Raw genomic sequence first — 18,665 nt, 5'->3', positions numbered from 1 at the left:
AACATCCTATTATCTGCTAGATCATTGGATCCAAAGAATTAATGGGGTGCAGGATTCCCTTATAGGCAAAGGATGCATTGCCGGTTTCCTCTGAAACGACGAGCACAAGAGCATCAGTTTGCTCTGTCAAACCTATCGCAGCACGGTGCCGTGTCCCCATTTTTTTTTCAACTGTAATATTAGATACTGGCAAAACGTTCGCAGCCGAAACGATTCGATCGGATTGAATCAATAGGGCTCCATCATGCAGCGGGTTGCCAGGGTAAAAAATGGCTTCCAATAACGAGTAAGTCAACGTCGCTTCCAACCTAATGCCAGAGTGCATAAACATATCCAGCAGATCGTTCCTCTGGATCACGATCAAAGCACCATGTCGGCGTTCCGACAGATGCTGAATGCAAATGGACAAGTCTAAATAATGGGTCGTGAAAGAGGATAAATAACATTGCAAATAGAAGGAAGCAGCTATGGATTCAACTTGTTTAAAGGCTTCGCGAATGTCGTCAAACCGACTTAAAAGACAGTTATTTTCATCATTATCTAAGGTATCCAAACTGCATTGAATTTCAGCGGAAATGTGTCGCAATTGTTGCTTCAACTGTTCTTTCATCGGGGATATGTCACAATTTTCTTGCTGCACCTCGTCACACCTCAGAACTTCATTATTATATTCACAAATAAATTGATCAACCTTCCGTATACCTATGAATTAATATGTACATTCTTCCTTATATGTATTACTTTAAATGTAATCGTAAACTGCTTAGATATCGGAAACATTCATCTACCAAATTTAAACCGTCTGGCAGCGCCGGAACTCTCCTGGCGTTTCTCCGGTTATTTTCTTGAACATCCTTATGAACGAGGTGCCGTTGCGGTAGCCGATTTGTTCCCCGATGTTCTGAATGCTGAGACTGGAGCCGACAAGCAACTCCTTTGCCTTCTGAATCCGCATCCGATTCATATGTTCGCTGAAATTCGCCCCCGTCTTCTCTTTTATGTATACAGACAAGTAAGCACTGGACATGTCCAGTTTCTCCGCGATCAGATCTAGTGAAATGTCATCCGAATATTGTGTCTCCATGGTTTTCATCACAAATTCGATCACTTCATCTTTCTCCGCCTTCTTCACGCGCACCCAATCTGCAAATATAGGAACAAGCGTGTCAAAGATTTGCTTAAACTCCGTCAAGGTAAAACTGATATCCAATTCGTTACGCAGTCTTACGGCCTGGTTTCTTACTGCGTTATCCGCTTCATTCTGCTCCAATGTTTTCACGATACGGGAAGCCAATGCCTCACTGAATTGACGAAACTGAGCCAATGTCGCCTGGCTTCGCTCCATCGCTTCAAGCATACGATGTACGGCATGGAGGCACAATTTTTCATTGCCGGCTTGAAGATGAGCGTACAATTCCTGCTCCTGTTCCGTGGTAAAAACATATAAGAATGCAGTTGGCTCCTGCTTGACGATAATTTGTGTTTCTTCCAGCGGACGGGCCTGCTTAAGCATTCCCGACACCTGCTCATAGGCCGTGTTCAGCTCGGCGCTCTGTTCGAAAACAGAGCTGACTGCCATCATAATCAGACAGGTTTGACGGTCTTTATCCAGTGTTTCCTTAACCTGCTGAAGTGCTTCCGTCATCCGGTCCGTTTTATCCTGCCGGAAAACGACGGAGATGATCTGATCGTTCTCGATTTGGAACGTATAGGCATTCAGCTCATACTCGGAGAGTACGATTTCAATGTATTCCCCGATATAACGTTTGATATCCTCGCTTAGCCTTTCCATACTTCTTGCATTCAGCTGATACAGAATCAGAGAGAAGGGGCCCTCCGCCTGGGCAAATTCGCGCCACTCCGAGATACCTACATGAAGCGATTTAAGCTTAGCGATATAACCATAATTGGTCAGCAGCGAGTTACTACTCTTCAGCTCGTCATGAATCCTTGTCCGTTCTTCCGACAGCTTATCAATGTGCTTGCTGATCGTTTCAAACTCATGAATGGCGGATTCCATCCGCAGATGTTGTCCTTCCGGATGCTGCAGGGAGGCGATAATACGTTTCACCGGTGACTGAAGTCGACGGCTGAACCAGTAAGACATGCCCAGAGCGATTGCTATGGAAGTAAACAAAACGACGATCTGAGTGACCCTAAGCTTTGAGATTTGTGCTGCGATGTTAGCATAAGGTACAGCTGTCACGTAACGAAGGTGATTTTCCGAATCCTCATGGATAAAGAAATATTGGTTTTGGAATAGTTTGTACGATTCACCTGCAGCGAAGACGGGAATTTCTTCTATGGATGCAGAGGAATTTGAACGATAGACATTCTCTCCCTCCTCGGTTTGAATGATAAACGGTACATCGCCGAGCAGTGTCTGGTTCAGCTTGTCTGCGTCCAGCATAGCGATTAATTCGTAATTAGCATTGGGCAGCTTAAAGGAGAATGGAATGTAAGTTTTGTTCTCCTTACTAAAGTGATCGAGTGGGTAATCCTGCGCTGGATGTATGTAATAGTTCCTTGGACTCTCAAATTCCTTCTCCCAATAAGACAGGTCGTATGGCGGATGAAAGTTCGTTAGGGAATCCAGGGCGACTTCCGTGCTGCTGCCTTCCTTGTCCGCCATAAACAGATTCGAGCGGTACAGCACCATAAGATTATCTAAGTAGAATAACGGATTATTGGCAGTTTCCCTCAGCCTTCGCACCATATCGACTACAAGAAAATAATTGGCGTTTCCGTATTCGCCCGAAATCAACTGCCCGTTAAATTTGGTAATCGTATTGTCGTGATACATCTGGAACAGTACGGTTCTCAGACGGTTAAAATGAGTGTTGTAATGCTCCGCAGCCTGACTCAGCATACGCTCATTGGAACGAATGATCTCCTGCTTGATATTCTGTTGAAAAAAAGAAAATAGTACAAAATTAAAGACGGATAACAGCATAATGATGGTCAAAAAGCTGATAAATATTCGGACAAGAAATGATTTGCTCTTCTGATTCAAGAGTTCCATGATGCCCCTCCCTATCCTCTAAATCTCTTATACTCATGCTAGCAGGTCATAAAAGCAACAATCAACACATTTACAAAACCTTATCATCCTCCGGTAAAACCTCATCATAACCATGTACCATAAGGACTTAGCCCATTTCTCCCACTGCGGAAATCAAAGAACCTGTCTATTGTCTAAAAAAGAGTCAATTTCTTTTCTACCGGCCACCAACTATGATCAACCTTGAAAACGAAGAAAGGAGGTGTAACTTCTTGGAGCAAATAGTACCGGGCGGCAAGACGTATCCGGAAAAAAAGCTTAGCGGACAGTATTGGAGAAATCGCTGGAAGGGAATTAAGCGGAACTGGGATTTATATGTGCTAATCTTTCCGGTGATTGTCTTCTTCATCCTATTTGAATATGTGCCCATGTACGGATTACAGATTGCTTTCAAACAGTTTTTCGTGACCAAAGGAATTTGGGGGAGCCCGTGGATCGGCTTCGATCATTTCACGCGCTTTTTTGAAAGCTTCTATTTTTGGAGAATTCTTACCAATACCTTGTCCATCGGGGTTTATCAGATAGCCGCAGGATTCCCTGTACCTATATTATTGGCGCTGATGGTAAATGAGATCGGGCGGAAAAAATTCCAGAAATGGATTCAAACCATCCTGTATGCCCCTCATTTTCTCTCTACCGTAATCGTAGTTGGATTAATGATGATCTTCCTTTCGCAGGAAAACGGTCTCGTCAATCATGTTCTTGTTTGGATGGGCTTTAAACCGATTGCCTTTTTGACTAATCCGGGTTGGTTCAAAAGCATGTACGTTACTTCCGGCGTATGGCAGCAAATGGGCTGGAATTCCATCATATATCTCGCTGCCTTGGCCGGCATCGATCCCCATCTGCACGAGTCCGCTCAAATGGACGGTGCCAGCAGACTTCGGCGTATTTGGCACATTAATTTGCCGGGGCTGAGGCCCACCATCATTATTTTACTCATCCTGAATATGGGTACGGTGCTCGGCATCGGATTCGAAAAAATTTATTTGCTGCAAAACTCGCTGAATATGCAGGCTTCCGACGTGATTTCCACGCATGTATACCGGAGCGGGATTCTCGGAGCGGAATATGGTTTCTCTGCGGCAGTCGGCCTGTTTAACTCGTTGATAAATTTTGTGATGCTAGTTGTGGTTAACGCCATCGCCCGCAAAGTAAGCGAGACCAGCCTATGGTAAGGGAGACAATCGATGAAACAAAGCTTGATGGACCGAATTTTTATCATTTTGGTATATAGCCTTTTAATCATTATAATGTTGATGGTGCTGTACCCTTTGTATTTTGTGCTGATTGCCTCCTTCAGCAACCCACAGCTGGTACTGAACGGAGACGTCTGGCTTTGGCCGAAGGAACTATCCTGGAGGGGCTATGAGAAGCTGTTTCAGAATAAGGAGATCATGCAGGGTTACGGCAATACGATTCTGTATACGGTGAGCGGAACGGCCATCAATGTTGCGCTTACTGTAGCAGCTGCTTTTCCTCTGTCACGGCGGAATTTCTTGGGCAGACATTGGATCTCGGGCTTCATGGTGTTTACAATGTTCTTCAGCGGCGGACTGATCCCGACCTATCTGTTAATCAAACAGCTCGGATTGTTGAATACCTACTGGGTCATGGTTCTTCCAGGCGCAGTTTCTGTATGGAACATTATGCTGATGCGAACTTTTTTTCAAAGCGGGCTGCCCTTTGAGCTGCAGGAGGCTGCTGCCATCGACGGCTGCTCGAATCTAAGAATTTTATGGAGAGTTGTGCTTCCCCTTTCGGCGCCCATCTTGGCCGTTATGGTACTCTTTTATAGTGTGGGGCACTGGAATGCTTACTTCAATGCGCTGATCTATTTGTCGGATCGGGATAAGTACCCGCTGCAGCTCATTTTACGAGAGATTCTCGTACAGGGGGAAACCAAGGATATGGTTGACGTATCTGAAGGGTCTCTGTCCAGTTCCGTGCTCGACGTGGAATCCATCAAGTATGCTATTGTAATTGTAGCGAATCTGCCCATTCTCATTTTATATCCGTTCCTGCAAAAATATTTTAACAAAGGCGTGATGGTCGGCGCCCTCAAAGGATAAAATTATAACGGAGGTAAATTTATTATGAAAACAACCAAAACGACAGCCTTAGCAATGTCCGCCTTACTTACTCTTGGATTAATGAGCGGCTGCGGAGGTGTGGAGGATAAAGGAAATACCACCAAATCGGATGAAAAAGCATCGCAGAATCTTAATGCCACCGGTTTTCCTATTGTGAATGAGAAGCTTAAGCTCAAATTGTTTACGGGCAAATCACCGCAAAACGGCAACAAATTTGAGGATACGACAGTTTGGAAAGAGTATGCCAAGATGTCCAACATTGACGCAGAGTTCCAACTGGTTCCTTTTGAAAGTCTTACAGAGAAACGAAATCTGGCGCTGGCAAGCGGAGATTATCCCGATGCCTTCTATTCAGCAAGGGTACCTGTCGCGGACCTGATGAAGTACGGCAGCCAAGGCGTCTTCCTTAAGCTGAATGATCTGATCGAGAAGAATGCCCCTAACTTTAAGAAGCTTTTGGACAAGTATCCTGATCTAAAAAAGGGTTTGACGATGCCGGACGGCGGCATCTACTCCCTTCCTTCCATATATAGTCCCGAATATTTGCCTATGCTGATCGGCACGCCGCTATGGATCAACAAGAACTGGCTGGATAAGCTTAATATGAAAGAACCTGAAACCACAGAGGAATTTTACAATTATTTGAAGGCTGTAAAAGATTCGGACATGAACGGCAACGGTCAGAAGGACGAGGTCCCGTTAAGTGGTATGTCCGGCATTGGAACGATACAACGCTATATCGGCGGTGGCTGGGGATTCGGTAACAGGGGAGCCGTCGCCCATCAGTACGTGGACATGGATCCGTCTTCCAACAATCTGAGGTTCTACCGGACCGATCCAAAGTATAAAGAAGTGCTGCAGTATATGAACAAGTTATATTCAGAGGGACTAATTGATAAAGAGATCTTCACGTTGAAGGATACGGCGCTTTATGCCAAAGGCGAGAAAGGTCTGCTGGGAGCGGCATTCGTCCCTCATCCCCAAGCGGTCATGAACCAGAAGGGCTATGTAGGACTTGGTGCGCTTAAAGGTCCTCACGGGGATCAGTTATTTGTATCTGTGAAAAATCCTATCGCATGGCCAGGGGCCTTCGTCATTACGGATAAAAACAAAAATCCGGAAGCTACACTCCGCTGGATGGATTATTTCTATGGAGATGAAGGGGCTACCTTCTACTTTATGGGACAAAAGGATGTCACTTATACGCAAAAGCCAGACGGTAAGCTGGAGTTTACAGACGAAGTGAAAAATAATCCAAACGGACTAACCCTAGATCAGGCGGTAGCCAAATTCACAACATGGCCTGGAGGCAGTTATCCGGGATATGTACAGGAGAAATATTTCAAAGGCTCTGAAAGCCTGCCGGAATCCGTCGATGCGGGTAAGAAAGCGTCCAAGAACCTCATTAAAGAGATGTGGTACAGCTTTAACTATACGGAATCGGAAACGGCATTTATGAGCTCCAAGGGTGCCGACATTCACAAGTTCATCACCGAGACCGAGGCTAACCTTATCAACGGCACAGCATCCTTCGACGACTGGGACAAGTATGTGGCGAATGTACAAAAAATGGGCTTAGACCAATACTTGTCCGTCTATAAAGCTGCATACGAAAGATATTCCGGCGGTACCCGTTAGAGGAAGCCGATCTGGAAGAGATTAAGAACAATCGGGGCACCCTGCGCTTTCGTTCCCGCCACATTCTCGAATGCGTACCGCTTGGATGAAAGTTCCAAAATTCATGCTAACCACTCCCTCCTCCCTACTATATGATGTATCGACAACAAGTATAATTATTGATCTAATTAAGCATTCGATTCAGTACGACTGCCGCCTGAGCTTGATTAACAGTTCTTTGAGCGGGGTTACTATTCGATTAGCATTCCTTTCAGCTTATGGGGCTTTGTCAAGAATGTACCACCAGTAACCTCTTCGGAAACGAGAATAGACGTTTAAAGTAACATTGTCCTTTTCGTAGATGATATGGTCGCCAAGTGTTTCCTTATGCCTCCAGCCCCGTTGAGCCAGATAAGCAGTGAGTTGTTGTTCGGATGGCCCTCGTCTCCCAATTAATTTACTGGCATCTGATGTAAGGGGTACTAAACGTGCATTACCAGTCTCTATGGAAAGTATTGCCTTTGGTATAGAGAAGGGGTACTCCTTTGCCAGTGCAAGTAATGTCCCCCCTTCTTCATGTACCTGTATTCACCTTTAGTTTTTACGTTCCTAAGTTGATAGAAAACGTCATAATACCTGTTGGAGAGCGTAACGAGAATCATCACGTCCTTTAGCCCCATGCCTGTTGTGATGTTGCCGTCGTAAACTGCTTAGATCGGAAACAATCCTAAAAAAAGAGGACCCACAGCAACCTGCTGCGGGTCTTAGTTTACATTTATTTTTCTTCATTACCATTTCATTTAAACTACACTACATCTCAATTAGAAACAATTCTTCCAAATCCTTATCTAGCAAATCACTCAATTTCTTAGCTGTGGATGGGCCCACTGATTTAATTGATCGTTCAAGCAGACTGATATAAGCATGACTTAAACCCGAGTGCTTCGCCAACTCTCTCTGGGAGTAACCTTTAATGACTCTCGCTTTAATAAAAACATCGGTCTTCGCCAAGATCTTGATATTCATTCTGCCATAGACCCCCGTTCTCATTTTGTTCCCCTCACAAACATTATACCATTGGAATTTTACTTATGCAACCAATTTTGTTTACATAAGTAACCAAATGTGGATCAATTTTATCCATTGCTCCAATTGTAATTACATTAGTAAACTGCTACTATTATATCGTTTACTAATGTTTACTTTTGTTAGTGAGGGTGAGTGAGAGTCTATGTATTTCTACGATAAATTAAAAGATATGCGCAAATTAAAAGGCTTCACCATCCGCGAGCTTGCCGACCGTTCAGGAGTCTCAGCAGCTTATATTTCCCAACTAGAGAACGGGAATCGCGGCATACCTTCACCGGAAGTATTAATGAAGCTGTCTGAAGGGCTTAACACTTCCTATTCCGAACTGATGGATATCGCTGGATATCTGGAGTCCTCTCCGTCTGAACAGCAATATCAAAGTAATCCCGTTAATTTGCGACGTTTTCTCCGTGAGAATGAGCTTATGTTTGATGGTTTTGTACTTACGTCTGAAGATAAGGAATGGGTCGAGCGTATGCTGACTGTCTTATTTTGGAAAGACCGTCAAACGAATACATCCGACGGTCAATGATTCAATCTTATTTCACAAGACCGTTTCGAACAATTCTTGTCATCATTTCTGCGTTCGGGTACTGAACTTCTTCATATTGCTTGACTACGTCATCAATCCGATACGGAACACGTTCAATCGAGGTTCGGATTTGTCCATTTTCAATTTCTACAACGGCATAGGCTGCTTTAGGCATACCGTCAAAAGGCAGACCTACGCTTCCAATATTCAACAGTATTTTGCCATCCATATAACGGATAAATGGCCTGTGGATATGAGCATAAATGAAGATATCCGCATCCGATGCGGACATTAACTTCGACTTTAGCAGCTCATCGTCAGCACCTGGAAGAACAATTTCGAACAAGCTATCTGGCGTCGCATGGAACGCATGAATACAGATATCTTCAATATCAAGCTTCATTTCAGTCGGCAGACTCGCCAAGTATTCGATATCCTGCTTGTCCAATTGCGCAACCGTCCACTCCCGTTCCATCTTCATCATTTCAATGACCTGTTCCGGGACTTCTCCTTGATTTACACCGCGCACAACCCATTCATCTGCGTTTCCCTTAATGACCTGAGTGTTTAAAGATCGGACCAATGCAAGAGATCGTTTGGGATCCGGTCCACGGTAGCAAAGATCGCCAAGTACATAAATACGGTCTATCTCTTTCTTTGCTATATCTTCCAAGACAGCTTCGAGAGCGATTGAATTCCCATGTATATCCGATATAAAGGCTAATTTCACTCGGTTTTCCCCCTGTTTACCACTCATTTCATGATTGGGTAGTCAATCACTATGACATTCTCTATAATTCCCTCTAATGATTTCACGAATTGCTGGTGCGCAGGATGGGGTCCGTATTGCTGTAAAGATTCTTGATCTTGAAAAGTCACACGAAGCCCTAACGTGTATCCTTGCACATTATCTGTTTCTTCTGTCACATTTACGCCGGCCGTTAAATCGACGATCCCAGGGACCTTATTTTTTAATGACAATAAGGTTTCAAGTAATTCCTTTTCCTTCTGTGGATCTAAATGCTCTTTAAATTTGAACGAAACCAGGTGTTCAAACATCATGGTTGAAAAAGCCTCCTTTAGGTTTAATTTAGAATGTTAGACTTTGACCAGGTTCCATGACAACACCTTTAATTCCCTCAGAAGCCAGACTATCAACAAAAGCACTTGGATCCTGCTTAATGAGCGGAAATGTATTGTAGTGCATCGGAACGACCATTTTTGCTTGTAAAAATTGTGCAGCGATAACAGCGTCGCGGGGGCCCATGGTATAGTTGTCACCAATTGGAAGGAAGGCAAGATCAATCTCATTTAATTTGCCTAGCAATTGCATATCTCCAAAAAGGCCTGTGTCCCCTGCATGGTATATCGTTTTCCCTTCTGCTGTAATAAGGAAACCACTAGCCATCCCTGTATAAATATTTTCTTTGGTTCCAGGAGGGTTATAGGAAGAATCGTGCAGTGCCATTGTCATTTTCACTTTACCAAAAGGAAACTGATATTCTCCGCCGATCCCCATTCCGTGGGTTTTTGCCCCTTGGAAAGACAAGTACCTCCCTAAATCATTGGGTGCAATAATAGTGGCTTCGTTGCGCTTTGCAATTTCTAGTGAATCACCTAAATGATCAGCATGTCCATGTGTGACGAGTATGTAATCAGCCTTAATATCATCCGGCTTCGTAATGGCTAGAGGGTTATGGTTCAAGAAGGGATCAATAATGAGCGTATGCTCCTTTAATCGAATCTCAACACAGCTTTGTCCATGAAAAATAATGTTCATAAAATCGCTCCTTTGTAATTAGCTGATTTCAATTAAGTGTTCTTGGTTGGGCCTGAGCCTATTTTAGCATACTTTATTTACCACTTGCTTCTTTAAGATTCCCATTTACATTCCTCAGGCTTCTTATCCGGCAAAAAACCACGAAACACCGTAGTCCTTAATTGATGCGTGTCGGTTCGCTCCAAATATTCTATCCGGCAGCACAAGCGTGGTTCGATCCACTGCGTTTTGTCTTCCATGAACGTGTTCAATTGCTTAGCTATCACCAAAAACATTTGCTTATCCTCTTGCAGAAAACCAAACTCAACCACACCAACAGGCTTATTTTTCACCGTTCTGAAATTCAAGCCGATTACAAGGCCAAACGGATTCGTTCGGTACCCCAAAATAACAACGTCAATCGATTTAAAATATTTCATTTTCAGCCAATCGTCACTCTTGGTATCCAGTTGATATTTGGAATCCTTCCGCTTCGCTACAATGCCTTCCATATTCCGTTCTTTCATTAACTCAAATAGCGCCTTACCTTGTCCTACTACGAACATGGTAGGCATGATAACGGATGTAGAATCGACGATGTCGCCAAGCCGCTGTTTTCTCTGCGTCAACGATTCAGCCAAATGATCTCTATCTGTGTAAAGGACATCAAATACAACAAACGTTACGGGATGTGTGTTTACAGCGCGATTAATCCTTGCAGAATTACTCAACCGGCCACGATAAGAAAAATCATCAAATACCGGTCTGCCACCACGTAAAACAATTCCCTCACAGTCAAAAATCGCCGTATCAACCTTGATTGCCGATGCTGCTTCCTTTAATTCCGGAAATTTACTGGAAATTAGCACTCCGTTACGTGTAAAAGCTTCAATGCGATTCCCCTGCTTATGTATGAGGATTCGCCATCCGTCCCATTTGGGTTCAAATATAAAATTCTCGTCATCAAAAGCTTCTTTACCTATACTGACAATCATTGGTTTTATTGGCTCAAAGAGCATTTCTAACCACCCCATAACACCAGTGTGGCACTTTCGTATCCGATCTAAACAGCTCTCATTTTCACATCCAGCCACTGAAATGCTTTCGTAAGCTCATCTTTGGGTATATTCGCAAAGCGATCACCGATATTTACTTCATAACAACAAGTTGTCTCGCTGCTCTCTCTTACATAGTGGGTTAAGCCTATACCCGTCTCCTCATACAAGGCTACTAATATAGGTTCAAGCTTCTCTTTCGGCAGATCAACATGCACATGAAACATGTTAGTCATAGGTTCTAATGGTTTTGTTACAACGCCATGGCATTGATTATAGTATTCAGCAAGCACTTTGGCTTCTTCATAATATTGATTCATTTTAGGCAATCTCTGTTTGAAATAATAGCTGGCACTGAGGATATATGGATAAAGGCTAATTAAATCGCCTCCGTATCGTCTTTTCCATACTTTAGACTCTTTTGTAAAAGCTTCATTACCTGCAAGTATGGCTCCTGCGATCCCCCCAATCCCTTTGTAAAAAGAAATATATACACTATCAAAAAGCTCACAAATTTCTGCTGCTGTTCTTTGATAGTAAGGTAGGATCTCGTACAATCTAGCTCCGTCAAGATGCAGTTTAATCCCTTTTTCACGACAATAGGTACAAATGGCAACAAGCTCCTCGTAGTCCGGCAACTGTCCGCCAATTTCACGTTGAGGTAATTCTATCAATAGGCAAGCTATATCGTCCTTCATATGAAGAACATCTTCCAGTCGGATCAATCTGTCCTTATCCCCAAGCAAAATAGTTTCAATATGATGCAATTCTTTTAAGCCATCTTCTTCATGTATTTCCAAGTGACTCAGCGGATGATAAGCCACTTTCTTAATACCTTTCCTGTCACACCAGATTCTTAAGGCAATTTGTTGTGCCATGGTCCCACTAGGGAAAAATACGGCTGTTTCTTTACCCAAGAAAGTAGCCATTTCTTCTTGAAAATTTTCGATAAGTTTACCTGAACCATAAACATCACTGTCCAGATTCCCATCACTATCATTCAATACCTCTTTCAAAACCTGAATGTTTCTTTTACTATGGCTACCTACTGGATAAATAGCTTTATTAAACGCTTCTAATAATAGGTTATTCTTGCTCATTTGTATGATCCTCCATTGTCATTTTTTCACTTGGTGAAACAACAGCCGTGGCTTATAATCAAACTAACCTGGTTGAATAGGAGAATAACGATGAAAGAAATCATTATCGGAACAAAGGATCAATTCACATCATTTCCGGCAGAGGTTCAAGTAGAGGATAACCTGTACTTCCTTACGGAGATGGAAGGTATTTATACCCTACTGTCTAGTGTTTGCCCTCATGCCGGTTACACCGTGGACATTGAAGATGGAGAGCTCGTGTGTCCACTGCATGGATGGACGTTTGAAGTACATACTGGTCGTTGCCATAATGTTCCAAGTGCTAGACTCCACTCGTATGAAGTCATACTAAGAAACGGCACTCTATTAGCTCAGATGGGTTAATCTCTAAGTATATTTTACCAATGGACAAGCTATACTAACAGCTGTTATTTCTAGACGAACGGCATTAGGAGGCTATATGTCCACAAAAGCAAAGAGTGATAAGTCCGGAACTATGAAATGGTGGCAGCTGTCCTTGCTTGGAGTTGCTTGCACGATTGGTACTGGTTACTTCTTAGGCTCTGGGATTGGTATCAAAATGGGCGGTGGATCCGTCATCTTCATGTTCATTCTCGCAGCCTTGGGCACTTATATTGTTTTTGATGTTTTGGCCCGAATGACGGGAGCGGATCCACAGCAAGGATCTTTTAGGGCATATGCCAAAAAAGCATTTGGACGCTGGGCAGGCTTCAGCAGCGGATGGGTTTATTGGAGCTCAGAACTTTTAATTATGGGGAGTCAATTAACAGCTTTGTCTCTCTTTACACGATTCTGGTTTCCAGCGATACCCATGTGGATTTTTGCAACAGTTTACGCCTTCATTGGATTGGGTGTTATCTTGCTCGGGACTAAAGTATTCGAGCGCACAGAGCATATTTTTGCCATTATCAAAGTTTCCGCTATCGTTATATTTCTCGTTATTGCAGGCGCCGCAGTCTTAGGATTTATCACGGGGGGAGCTTATCAACTTAGATTTCCAACGACTAAAGAAACCTTTTTGCCAGCTGGGTTAATGGGCTCTTGGTCCTCTTTTATTTATGCTTTTTACGCCTTTGGCGGTATTGAAATTATGGGCTTAATGGCTACACGATTGAAGCGGCCCAAAGAGGCACCTAAAGCAGGGAACATCATGATCCTACTTTTAACGACGATCTATGTCGCATCTCTTATTCTTGTATTAACCTTGATCCCCTTGAATGCCTTACAAGGGAAGGAAAGCCCGTTTCAGGTTGCTTTGGGAAGTTATAATCTGCCTTTTGTCCCTCATGCGTTTAACGCTATCCTCATTATTGCTGGATTTTCTACGATGGTTGCTTCTTTATTTGCGGTGACAACTATCCTTATCACGTTAGCCCAAGATCACGATGCCCCCTCTATTTTTGCAAAAAAAACAACAGGGAAAAGACAAATACCTTTATTCGCCATCGGTTTTACGACTGGAGGTATAACTGTAGCGGTGCTGATGGCACTCTTGTTGCCTGAGGAATTCTATGAGTATGTAACAACAGCCGCAGGGATTATGCTGCTCTTGAACTGGCTCTTCATCCTACTATCATCAGGCCGTTTATTACAACTATCCGCATGGGGAAAGATCAAACGATATCTGGGCATGGCTCTAATCCTTACCGCTATCACAGGTACAGTCTTTCATGAAACAAGCCGACAAGGATTCTGGATAAGCCTCCTATTTGTCGTGATTATAGGCTTGGTTACATTGGGCATGAGTTTCAAATGGAAAAAGAACGCCCAAGCTACATCTTACAAGGCGAAAGAACTGCCAAATCCCAAATATGATAATCGTGAAGGAGCGACCTAGCGTTATCCAAATAGGGCATGGAAGGCTTTTATCCCAAAATGTAATCCAAAGCCAATCAGGGATAATCCTGATGCGATGGATATGAACGAGAGAGCGCGAGTCGTGAGAAATCTTCGAAACGTACTAGCTAACGACGCCATAAAAACATCCCACATACAAATACCAGTGAACATAACCCCCGTATACAATAATACGTGGTTTCTATCGAAATCAGCAATTGTTTCAGCTAAAACCGACCCATAGATACCAAGCCAAAAGAGAATGGACAAGGGACTAGTTATAGCCATAAGAAAACCATAGAAAAACGAGTTCGAAAGCGGAGCTTGGTTTCTATAACCTTCTCCCTTTATTTTCCCCGCATCAATCAAACTTTCGATACCCGAGTAGAGCAAAATAAAACAACCAAATAACCATAGGAACGTTTTCATAAAGGGTGTTGTCAGAAAATGAACAAGTCCGTAATAAATGAGTATCATTAACAGAGCATCAGCAATCATCGCTCCAATACCTACTACCCAAGCATGAAGAAAGCCTTGCTTAATCCCTTTGTCGAGCATTGCTGCATTTATGGGACCAATAGGTGCTGACAACGATAATCCCAAGAGAAAAAAACTAAGAATCGTATACACTTTCCTCACCCATTCCTTGGTTTGTATATACATGCTTCAAGGCTTGTATCATCCTATTCCTAGAAAAAGACTTGTATTACCTGCAGAATTAAATTTCAAAAAAGCATTTGACATTCACGCTACGTAAAGCAGTACAGTTATGTTGTCAGGAGGTGAACAGATGGAATACACCGTGCAGCATCTGGGGAAATTGGCTGGGGTCAGTACCAGAACGCTTCGATATTATGATGAGATTGAACTTCTTAAGCCGGCAAGAATCAATTCGTCAGGATACCGAATCTATGGTCAAGCGGAAGTGGATAGATTACAACAAATACTGTTCTACAGAGAACTAGGAGTCAGTCTGGACAGTATTAAAGAAATTGTCACCGCCCCTTCCTTCAACGGAGCCAATGCCCTGAAAGAACACCATGAACAGCTCCTAGACAAAAGAAAACAATTAGATTTACTAATTTCAAATGTAGAAAAAACGATTGCCTTGACCGAAGGGAGAATAACCATGACCGATAAAGAGAAATTTGAAGGCTTCAAGCAGAAGATGATCGATGATAACGAGGAAAAATACGGGAAAGAAATTCGCGAGAAGTATGGCGATGAAACCGTTGATAAGTCCAACCAAAAAATCAAAAACATGACACAAGAACAGCAGGACGAGGTAACGCGATTGGAGAATGAAGTACTAGCTACATTGGCGGAAGCTTTCAAAAATGGGGACCCTGCCAGCGATCTGGCTCAAGCAGCCGCGGATTTGCATAAGATGTGGTTAAGTTATTACTGGAACGAGTATAGTAAAGAGGCGCATGCTGGCCTAGCCCAAATGTATGTGGATGACGAACGGTTTAAGGCTTACTATGATGAAAAACAGCCCGGTACGGCTGAGTTTCTGAGAGATGCCATCCAGATCTACACAGGTTTAAAGAAGTAATTCTATTGATCGGGACACTAGCACTAATTCTATTACCTCCGATAAATATCCAGTTCTTTTACAAGAAACTGAATATACTAGTATTGCACCAGTCACCAGCAGCGACCTTGCATGTCACTACAACGAAAGAAGCACAGAACCCTCAAGGGGCCTGTGCTTCTTTCCATTCTTTTCGCATTCTACTTGGCGACTGTTCCAACAGCTGGCTTCACGAGCGCTTTAGTTTGCCATACACGGCTCTTCCATCGTAGATACATGAATAGACCTCTCAGCCATTCATCCACGGCAAAAGCGACCCACACCCCAAGCAAGCCCATTTTCATCACAATACCGAGCCAATAGGCTAGCGGAACCGCGACCCCCCACATGGACAGAATCCCCATGAACACGGGAAATCTCGCATCTCCTGCAGCACGAAGAGAGTTAATGACAACTAGATTGAATGTCCGACCAGGCTCTAAGATAACGGAGAGTATTAATATACTAGAACCCATCGCAATAATTTCTGGATTGTCGGTGAATAGCCCTATCAAATCTTTGCGGAAAATAGAAGCAATTCCCACAACTACAAAGGTCACAAGAAAGCTAATCTTTAAGCTTCGAATTAACTTATGATAGGCCGCCTTGAATGCTCCAGCACCTACCATATGACCAACAATGATTTCTGTCCCCATGCCTATTGCCATAGCTAACGCCATGAAATAGTTGGTTATATTCATCATGTATACATGAGTGCTCAAAGCCGATTGGCCAATAATATTAATAAAACTGACGATCATCATATGCTGAGATTGCCAGGATAGATGCTCGCCGGCTGCTGGTATGCCAATGCTCATGATTTGCTTCACAATACGACTATCGAATGTGACATAGTGTTTGAGACGAATCGGTACGGGAATACGCCGATATAAGATAACAATCAGAACGATAAGCCCAATAAGACGACTTACGACAGTGGATACCGCGGCTCCAGTAACTCCCCACTCGGGAAAACCAAGGTTACCAAAGATAAGAAGGCTGTTACCGGCTACATGGATCAGGTTCACTCCCAACGTAACAAACATGACGTCTCTCGTTTGACCATTGGAACGAAGCACAGATGAGATCGCGTAGGACAACGCCTCAATCCAAATAAAAGCGCCAATGATGTTTAAATACCTTTTTGCGATCTCAATCTGCTCCGGAGCCAAATTCATTAGCCGCATCAGCGATTCACCAAAGACAACCAATAAAATGCTAATCAAAATTCCAAAGATCAAATTTATCGTAATCGCGAGAGCTGAAATGCGGCTGGCTTCTTTCGCCCTACCGGCACCAAGATTTTGTGCGACTGCTACACTCGTTCCAAGCCCTACGAAGCCAAACATCAGTATACAGAAAACAATGATTTCGTTTGCCAAGCCGACCGCTCCGGTCACTTGATCCGAAATACGACTGAGCATAAACACATCTGCCGTTCCCAGCATCATCCGCAGAACAGAATCAACGAATATCGGCCATGTGACCGCGAATAAACCAAGCTTTTTCCAAGATGCTGTTGACTCCATGTTTTTCAATCCCTGCACTTTCTCCGTTCAAATGCTATTAGTGTAGGATACGTAAGCGATTGCAGTCAAATGATATTAATATCCATTTAATAAAACATTGTCACGTGAGACCTTAAGTTGAACTAAACGTGAATAATAAGCCTTAGACTGCTCACAATAATGAAGGTTTGAAATATATCTAAGGATGTGGGCTAATGTCGAACAAACAAAAAAATCAATCCAATCAACAAAAAGGTCAAAAAGCAAGTGAAGACAACAAAAACAATAATAGTAGCAATAATGGCATTGATGATGCAAATAAACATCCAGGCAAATAATAAGTTACAAAAAAACCTTGGAAATCATAATGATTTCCAAGGTTTTTCATAAATACCAAGCTATTTCACCTTAACCCATGCACCACGGTTGTCCGCAGATTCGATTTCAGCCACAGCAATTTCAATGCTGCCCATCGTACTGGAGGGAGTCGCAATGGAAACACTTTCACCTGAAAGTAATGTTTCAATAAAATATTTAAGTTCGTTATAATAGCCCATTTCCGCGGAAAGTTCAGGACTGAAGCCTTTTCCTTCATTCACATTTACTTGTAAGGAATCACCTTTGAAAACGACATTACCTTTTTCAAAATTAACCCGGAACTGCATATCGAAGCCATAATCACCTTCAAGAGTCCAATCTGCTTGAGCATTGATGACTTTGCCATCGTCATACAGATAGTTGGCAGAAACCACATCATATCCGCTGCCCGGAACAACATTTCGTGCCAAACACGATACGGATTCAGGCTTACCGAACAACCAATGAATCATATCAATGTCATGAACATGCATATCTAGCAAGGCTCCGCCGCTTTTCTCCTTCTGTGTAAGCCATGGTCCCCAAGTTGGAGTTGCTCCCCCGCGGTAGAAATAGCCACCTAGTGCCTGACCAAACGTTTTCTCTTCAACCACCTGCTTCAGGTATACATAGGCCGGCCAGAATCTCAAGCATTGACCTATCATCAGCTGCTTTCCATTCGCTTCGGCTGCCTGAATCATATCTTTACACTCCGCAGCATTCAGCGCCATCGGTTTTTCACACAAAACATGAAGACCATGATTCAAACATTGAACCGCTATGTCTCTGTGTCGAAAAGTAGGCAGTGCAATATCCACGTAATCTAACTGTTCCTTCTCAAGCATTTCGGTCACACTTGTATATTTATTGTAGCGACCGAAGTCTATGCCAGATGAACCCGTATCGATGTTGCCTGCAGCCGCGCGACCTTCGAGCTTCTCATTGTCAATATCGCACAAAGCCACAACTTGAATGGGAACTCCTTCTGACTCTAGGCGAACGTAATTTTCCAGATGAGTCCTACCCATAAAGCCTAATCCAATTAATCCGATTCTTAGCATGTT

Annotated in this window: 19 protein-coding genes; 8 read left to right on the top strand and 11 right to left on the bottom strand. The window is 43.2% G+C overall.

Annotated features, from left to right (window positions below; translation table 11 throughout):
* Nucleotides 1-16: 16 nt before the first annotated feature.
* Together cdaS and AC58UU_RS02255 are read right to left on the bottom strand one after the other, a co-directional pair.
* Entirely contained in the window at nt 17-640 is a 624-nt protein-coding gene (gene cdaS, locus AC58UU_RS02260; protein ID WP_497312567.1) for a sporulation-specific diadenylate cyclase CdaS, read from the bottom strand.
* A gap of 153 nt (nt 641-793) precedes the next feature.
* Nucleotides 794-3,022, bottom strand: coding sequence for a helix-turn-helix domain-containing protein (locus tag AC58UU_RS02255; RefSeq protein WP_497312565.1), 2,229 nt, complete (start codon nt 3,020-3,022; stop codon nt 794-796).
* A 251-nt stretch (nt 3,023-3,273) separates the two neighbouring features.
* Here AC58UU_RS02255 and AC58UU_RS02250 point away from each other — a divergent pair, with 251 nt between their 5' ends.
* The 3 genes from AC58UU_RS02250 to AC58UU_RS02240 are packed head-to-tail and all read left to right on the top strand — an operon-like array spanning nt 3,274 to nt 6,792.
* Nucleotides 3,274-4,239 (top strand): ABC transporter permease, encoded by a 966-nt coding sequence (locus tag AC58UU_RS02250; protein WP_497312563.1) that lies wholly within the window; start codon nt 3,274-3,276, stop codon nt 4,237-4,239.
* 12 nt (nt 4,240-4,251) lie between these two features.
* Nucleotides 4,252-5,133: a carbohydrate ABC transporter permease gene (locus AC58UU_RS02245; protein WP_497312561.1), complete on the top strand. Its 882-nt coding sequence runs from the start codon at nt 4,252-4,254 to the stop codon at nt 5,131-5,133.
* A 24-nt stretch (nt 5,134-5,157) separates the two neighbouring features.
* Nucleotides 5,158-6,792: a type 2 periplasmic-binding domain-containing protein gene (locus AC58UU_RS02240; protein WP_497312560.1), complete on the top strand. Its 1,635-nt coding sequence runs from the start codon at nt 5,158-5,160 to the stop codon at nt 6,790-6,792.
* A gap of 789 nt (nt 6,793-7,581) precedes the next feature.
* Here the strand turns inward: AC58UU_RS02240 and AC58UU_RS02235 are convergent.
* Complete coding sequence (locus AC58UU_RS02235) at nt 7,582-7,797, bottom strand: helix-turn-helix domain-containing protein (protein WP_216625547.1); 216 nt, start codon at nt 7,795-7,797, stop codon at nt 7,582-7,584.
* Between the two features lie 232 nt (nt 7,798-8,029).
* Between AC58UU_RS02235 and AC58UU_RS02230 the strand changes: the two genes are divergently transcribed.
* Nucleotides 8,030-8,392 (top strand): helix-turn-helix domain-containing protein, encoded by a 363-nt coding sequence (locus AC58UU_RS02230; RefSeq protein ID WP_497312558.1) that lies wholly within the window; start codon nt 8,030-8,032, stop codon nt 8,390-8,392.
* Nucleotides 8,393-8,399: 7 nt separating this feature from the next.
* Here the strand turns inward: AC58UU_RS02230 and AC58UU_RS02225 are convergent, their stop codons facing one another.
* The 5 genes from AC58UU_RS02225 to AC58UU_RS02205 form a co-directional block, all read right to left on the bottom strand.
* Nucleotides 8,400-9,122 (bottom strand): metallophosphoesterase family protein, encoded by a 723-nt coding sequence (locus AC58UU_RS02225; protein ID WP_497312556.1) that lies wholly within the window; start codon nt 9,120-9,122, stop codon nt 8,400-8,402.
* 23 nt (nt 9,123-9,145) lie between these two features.
* Entirely contained in the window at nt 9,146-9,454 is a 309-nt protein-coding gene (locus AC58UU_RS02220; protein WP_497312554.1) for a Dabb family protein, read from the bottom strand.
* Between the two features lie 28 nt (nt 9,455-9,482).
* Complete coding sequence (locus tag AC58UU_RS02215) at nt 9,483-10,172, bottom strand: metal-dependent hydrolase (protein ID WP_497312552.1); 690 nt, start codon at nt 10,170-10,172, stop codon at nt 9,483-9,485.
* A gap of 92 nt (nt 10,173-10,264) precedes the next feature.
* A complete protein-coding gene (locus tag AC58UU_RS02210; protein WP_497312550.1) occupies nt 10,265-11,146 on the bottom strand; it encodes an ATP-dependent DNA ligase in 882 nt (293 codons plus the stop codon).
* A gap of 68 nt (nt 11,147-11,214) precedes the next feature.
* Complete coding sequence (locus tag AC58UU_RS02205) at nt 11,215-12,306, bottom strand: threonine aldolase family protein (RefSeq protein ID WP_497312548.1); 1,092 nt, start codon at nt 12,304-12,306, stop codon at nt 11,215-11,217.
* Nucleotides 12,307-12,396: 90 nt separating this feature from the next.
* Between AC58UU_RS02205 and AC58UU_RS02200 the strand changes: the two genes are divergently transcribed.
* The gene (locus AC58UU_RS02200; protein WP_497312546.1) at nt 12,397-12,690 is read left to right on the top strand and encodes a Rieske (2Fe-2S) protein; all 294 of its coding nucleotides are present in this window, start codon (nt 12,397-12,399) and stop codon (nt 12,688-12,690) included.
* A 76-nt stretch (nt 12,691-12,766) separates the two neighbouring features.
* On the top strand, nt 12,767-14,164 hold the full coding sequence (locus tag AC58UU_RS02195) for an amino acid permease (protein ID WP_497312544.1): 1,398 nt from the start codon (nt 12,767-12,769) through the stop codon (nt 14,162-14,164).
* A gap of 2 nt (nt 14,165-14,166) precedes the next feature.
* On the opposite strand, the gene AC58UU_RS02190 is transcribed toward AC58UU_RS02195, so the two are convergent.
* Entirely contained in the window at nt 14,167-14,826 is a 660-nt protein-coding gene (locus tag AC58UU_RS02190) for a LysE family transporter (RefSeq protein ID WP_497312542.1), read from the bottom strand.
* Between the two features lie 127 nt (nt 14,827-14,953).
* Here AC58UU_RS02190 and AC58UU_RS02185 point away from each other — a divergent pair, with 127 nt between their 5' ends.
* Nucleotides 14,954-15,718, top strand: coding sequence for a MerR family transcriptional regulator (locus AC58UU_RS02185; protein WP_497312540.1), 765 nt, complete (start codon nt 14,954-14,956; stop codon nt 15,716-15,718).
* A 179-nt stretch (nt 15,719-15,897) separates the two neighbouring features.
* Here the strand turns inward: AC58UU_RS02185 and AC58UU_RS02180 are convergent, their stop codons facing one another.
* Nucleotides 15,898-17,265, bottom strand: coding sequence for an MATE family efflux transporter (locus AC58UU_RS02180; protein ID WP_497312538.1), 1,368 nt, complete (start codon nt 17,263-17,265; stop codon nt 15,898-15,900).
* 194 nt (nt 17,266-17,459) lie between these two features.
* Between AC58UU_RS02180 and AC58UU_RS02175 the strand changes: the two genes are divergently transcribed.
* Nucleotides 17,460-17,582 carry a hypothetical protein gene (locus tag AC58UU_RS02175; protein WP_307440598.1) on the top strand — a complete coding sequence of 41 codons (123 nt, stop codon included), beginning with the start codon at nt 17,460-17,462 and terminating at the stop codon, nt 17,580-17,582.
* 60 nt (nt 17,583-17,642) lie between these two features.
* Here AC58UU_RS02175 and AC58UU_RS02170 read toward each other — a convergent pair whose 3' ends face one another.
* Nucleotides 17,643-18,662, bottom strand: a complete 1,020-nt coding sequence (locus AC58UU_RS02170; protein WP_497312535.1) for a Gfo/Idh/MocA family protein — start codon at nt 18,660-18,662, stop codon at nt 17,643-17,645.
* Nucleotides 18,663-18,665: the final 3 nt, after the last annotated feature.

The sequence above is a fragment of the Paenibacillus sp. JT22N1 genome (genome assembly GCF_059692155.1).
The sequence above is the reverse complement of the archived record's forward strand: the minus strand, read 5'-3'. Positions and strand labels throughout refer to the sequence as shown.

Coding starts and splice junctions, on each gene's coding strand:
- AC58UU_RS02255 (WP_497312565.1), bottom strand. CDS start 3,022: ATGGAACTCTTGAATCAGAAGAGCAAATCATTTCTTGTCCGAATATTT.
- AC58UU_RS02245 (WP_497312561.1), top strand. CDS start 4,252: ATGAAACAAAGCTTGATGGACCGAATTTTTATCATTTTGGTATATAGC.
- AC58UU_RS02240 (WP_497312560.1), top strand. CDS start 5,158: ATGAAAACAACCAAAACGACAGCCTTAGCAATGTCCGCCTTACTTACT.
- AC58UU_RS02235 (WP_216625547.1), bottom strand. CDS start 7,797: ATGAATATCAAGATCTTGGCGAAGACCGATGTTTTTATTAAAGCGAGA.
- AC58UU_RS02230 (WP_497312558.1), top strand. CDS start 8,030: ATGCGCAAATTAAAAGGCTTCACCATCCGCGAGCTTGCCGACCGTTCA.
- AC58UU_RS02220 (WP_497312554.1), bottom strand. CDS start 9,454: ATGATGTTTGAACACCTGGTTTCGTTCAAATTTAAAGAGCATTTAGAT.
- AC58UU_RS02215 (WP_497312552.1), bottom strand. CDS start 10,172: ATGAACATTATTTTTCATGGACAAAGCTGTGTTGAGATTCGATTAAAG.
- AC58UU_RS02210 (WP_497312550.1), bottom strand. CDS start 11,146: ATGATTGTCAGTATAGGTAAAGAAGCTTTTGATGACGAGAATTTTATA.
- AC58UU_RS02205 (WP_497312548.1), bottom strand. CDS start 12,306: ATGAGCAAGAATAACCTATTATTAGAAGCGTTTAATAAAGCTATTTAT.
- AC58UU_RS02200 (WP_497312546.1), top strand. CDS start 12,397: ATGAAAGAAATCATTATCGGAACAAAGGATCAATTCACATCATTTCCG.
- AC58UU_RS02195 (WP_497312544.1), top strand. CDS start 12,767: ATGTCCACAAAAGCAAAGAGTGATAAGTCCGGAACTATGAAATGGTGG.
- AC58UU_RS02190 (WP_497312542.1), bottom strand. CDS start 14,826: ATGTATATACAAACCAAGGAATGGGTGAGGAAAGTGTATACGATTCTT.
- AC58UU_RS02185 (WP_497312540.1), top strand. CDS start 14,954: ATGGAATACACCGTGCAGCATCTGGGGAAATTGGCTGGGGTCAGTACC.
- AC58UU_RS02180 (WP_497312538.1), bottom strand. CDS start 17,265: ATGGAGTCAACAGCATCTTGGAAAAAGCTTGGTTTATTCGCGGTCACA.
- AC58UU_RS02175 (WP_307440598.1), top strand. CDS start 17,460: ATGTCGAACAAACAAAAAAATCAATCCAATCAACAAAAAGGTCAAAAA.
- AC58UU_RS02170 (WP_497312535.1), bottom strand. CDS start 18,662: ATGCTAAGAATCGGATTAATTGGATTAGGCTTTATGGGTAGGACTCAT.